At 72.3% G+C, this 3944-nt stretch carries 1 protein-coding gene; it reads right to left on the bottom strand.

Translation table 11 applies throughout. From position 1 onward, the window contains the following. On the bottom strand, window positions 1-3944 hold a 3944-nt coding region (locus ABZ374_RS48140), incomplete at both ends, for a condensation domain-containing protein (RefSeq protein ID WP_360325082.1).

The following is a 3944-nucleotide window of genomic DNA, read 5'->3' as shown; positions in this document are numbered from 1 at the left end:
TACGACCACACCAACGGCGCGACACCCTCCGGATCCTGCACCACCGCCACCGCATCCGGGACCAGCGCCGCACGCTCCTCCAGCAGATCGGCCACCGTGGCGTCGGGGAGCGGCAGTTCGGTCGCGTTCCACTCGCGCACGATGCGCGTGTGCTCCGCCGCCGACAACAGTTCGTAGGCGCCCACCCGGCGGTTCGGATCGTCGGCGATCGCGGCGAGCAGGCGCAACAGCCGCTCGGCGAAGTCCTCGACGGTGGTGTGGTCGAACAGGTCCGCCGCGTATTCGATGCCCAGTTCGACCGCGCCGTCGGGCACGGCCGCCAGATCCGTCTCGCGGAAGACGAAGTCGAGGTCGAACTTGGCGGTGGGCGGGGTGAATCGTTCACCGACCGGGGTGATGTCGCCGAAGCGGACCTCGCCCACGCCCTGGTTCTGGTAGCCGACCATCACCTGGAACAGCGGGTTTCGGCCGAGCGAGCGGGCCGGGTTCAGTTCCTCCACGAGTCGCTCGAACGGCAGGTCCTGGTGGGCGAACGCGTCCAGGTCGGTGTCCCGCACCCGGGCCAGCAGCTCCGCGAACGTCGGGTTTCCCGTCACGTCCGCGCGGATCACCACGGTGTTGACGAAGAACCCGATCAGTTCGCCCAATGCCTCGTCGTCCCGCCCGGCCACCGGACTGCCGAGCGCGATGTCCTGCCCCGCGCCGAGCCGGTGCAGCAGGGCCGCCACCGCCGCCTGATAGAGCATGAACGCGCTGGCGCCGGCCGCCGAGGCGACCGCCCGTATCCGGTTCGCGAGTTCGGCGGGGATCAGCCGTTCGACGGTGCCGCCGCGGTAGCCGGCCACCGTGGGACGCGGGCGGTCGGTGGGCAGCGCCAGTTCCTCCGGCAGCTCGGCCAGGGCCGACGTCCAGTAGGCGAGTTGGCGGGCGTACCGGCCGCTGGGATCGGTCGGATCGCCGAGCAGATCGTGTTGCCACAGGGTGTAGTCGGCGTACTGGAGCGGCAGCGGCTCCCAGGCGGGCGCTCGTCCCGCGGCGCGTGCGGTGTAGGCGGCGGCGAGGTCCCGCGCGAACGGGCGGATGGACCACTCGTCGATCGCGATGTGGTGGAACACCGCGAGCAGCACGTGTTCGTCCCGGCCGACCCGGAAGACCGTGATGCGCAGGGGCAGTTCGGTACCCAGATCGAACGGACGTCGGGTGGCTGCCGCGACGAGCGCGGCCAGGGTGCCCGCCTCCGCTTCGGCGGCGGGCGTGGCTGCGTCGATGTCGACGAACTCGACCGCGAGTCGGGCCACTTCCGGCGCCAGGATGTGTTGGTAGACATCGGTGTCGCCGTTTCCGGCCGGCTCCCGGGCCGCCACACAGAGCGTGCGCAACGTCTCGTGCCGGTTGACCACGTCCTGTACGGCCGCCTGCAACGCCTGCCGATCCAGGCTGCCGTGCAGCCGGACCGCGATCGGTTCGTGGTAGGCCGCGCTCGCCGTCTCGAATTGGCCGAGCAGCCACAGCCGTCGCTGGGCGAACGACAGCGGCACCCGATCGGGACGCTCCCGGCGGGTGACGGGCGGGCGCAGTGGCTCGGCGGCGGACGGGTCCGCTGTGGTGCGCTCGGCGAGCAGCCCGGCCAGCGTGGCGATGGTGGGGGCGGTGAAGACGTCGCGGATGGCAATCTCGACGCCGAGCGTGCCCCGGGCCTTGGCGGCGAGTCGGGCGGCGAGCAGGGAGTGGCCGCCGAGGTCGAAGAAGTTGTCCTCGGCACCGATCTCGGCGACGCCGAGGACCTCGGCGAACAGGGCGCTCAGCGCGAGTTCGGCGGCGCCGGACGGCGGGCGGGTACCGGAGCGGCCGACAACGGCGTCCGGTGCGGGCAGTGCGCGACGGTCGAGCTTGCCGTTGACGGTGAGCGGGAGCCGGTCCAGCGGCACGAATCCGGCGGGCACCATGTACTCGGGCAGCCGTTCGCGCAGGTGGGCGCGCAGTCGCGGGACCAGGCCGGCCGCCTCGCGCGCGGCGGCCGGGTGGTTGGCGTGGCCGGACCCGTCGGCACGGCCGGCACCGGTGGGCAGGTAGGTACCCACGACGCCGTGCGCGGTCGCGTCACCGGCCGTGAACACGACGTCGAAGCTGCCGGAGCCGGTCGCCGACCAGGTCACGGCCACGGTGTAGCCGAGTTCGGCCCCGAGTGCGTACCACGTCTCGGGTTCGGCCGCCGCGTCGTCGGCCCGCTCGGCCTCGGTGTGCGCCCGGCGGGCCTGGTCGACCGTGCCGCCGTTGGCCAGCACACGCTCGGCAGCGAGTTCGCCGGCGAGGCGGGCGTTGGGCACGGCACGCACCCGCAGCAGTTCGGGGCGGTCCCCGGTCAGCCGGCGAACCACCGGCTCGATGCCGGTGCCGGCGTTCCACGACAGGCTCGGGGCGTCGGCGAGCGAGGGGACGTCGGCGCCGCCGGTGCGACGCAGCACGGCGTCGTAACGGTGCCGGGTCAGTTCGTTGTGCAGGTGCCCGCGTTTGATCCGCAGGTCGACGCCGGCGAGGTCGGGCAGCAGGTCGGCCAGACCCGCGAAGTAGTCCGGGTCGACCAGGAGTTCCTTCTCCAGCAGGACGGCGCGCTCGATCGCGGCGCGGACGATGGCGTCGTCGGCGTCCGGGCTCGCCTGGCCGAGCCGGATCGCGCTGTGGAAGGTGCGGGCGAGTCGCAAATTGCGGATGTCGCCGACGAAGACCGCTCCGCCGGGGCGGACCAGGTCCAGGGCCCGGCGCAGCACGTCGGTGAGGTAGTCCAGGCTCGGGAAGTACTGGGCGACCGAGTTGATCACCGCCGTGTCGAAGAACCCTGTGGGCAGGTCGTCGAGTTCGTGCGCGGCGGCGGTGCGCAGTTCGACCTTGGCGGCGAGTTCGGGGGCGCGGGTCAGGTCCGCGCGCAGCTTGTCGACGACCGGCGCGGCGAAGTCGGTGGCCCAGTAGCTCTCGCTCGCGGGCGCGAGTTCGCCCAGGAGCAGCCCGGTACCGACGCCGATCTCCAGGATGCGGGACGGGTGCAGCTCGGTGATGCGGCGCACGGTCTCGGCGCGCCATTCGCGCATGTGCGCGAGCGGGATCGGGGCGCCGTCGTAGCTGCTGTCCCAGCCGGCGAAGTCCTCGGTGAACACGGCCGTGTCGATGGTGGTGTATTCGTCGGCGTAGATCTGCCGCCATTCGTCGAGGTGTTCGGCGTCGGCGTGGCCGTCGGTGCCGGCCGCGGTCTCGGGGACGAGGTAGGCGGTGAGCTGTACCGCGCCGTCCGGGCCGGTCGTGGGCACGACGGCGCTGCGTGCCACCTCCGGGTGTGCGTCCAACACGCTCTGGATCTCGGCCGGTTCGACGCGGTGGCCGCGGATCTTGACCTGGTCGTCGGTCCGGCCGAGGTAGTCGATGATGCCGTCCGGGCGGCGCCGGGCCAGGTCGCCGGTGCGGTAGAGCCGCGAACCGGGTGGTCCGAAGGGGTTGGCCACGAACCGGGCCGCGGTCGACCCGGGGCTGTTCAGATAGCCGCGGGCCAGACCGACGCCGGTGATGTACAACTCGCCGGGCACGCCGACCGGGACCGGTTGCAGGTTGCCGTCCAGGATGTGCGTGGCGGTGTTGAGGATCGGTCGGCCGATCGCGGGCGTCGCGCTGTCCTCGGTGCCGGCACCGAGGGTGTTGATGGTGTACTCGGTCGGCCCGTACAGGTTGTAGCCCAACACGCCGTCGGTGTCGCGCAGCGCGGCCCAGACGCCGTCCGAGACCGCCTCGCCGCCGAGCAGCACCAGCGCGGGTCGGTGGCGGCCGGCGGCGGGGTCGAAGTCGAGGAGTCCTTCCTCCAGGAGGTGTTGGGCGTAGGTGGGGGTGACGTTGACGACGTCGATCCGGTGCCGGTCCACATACCGGGTCAAGGCATGCGCGTCACGACGCAACTCCTC

The sequence above is a fragment of the Embleya sp. NPDC005971 genome, from assembly GCF_040629175.1.
Classification (GTDB): domain Bacteria; phylum Actinomycetota; class Actinomycetes; order Streptomycetales; family Streptomycetaceae; genus Embleya.
This window is presented reverse-complemented; position numbering and strand designations above follow the sequence as displayed.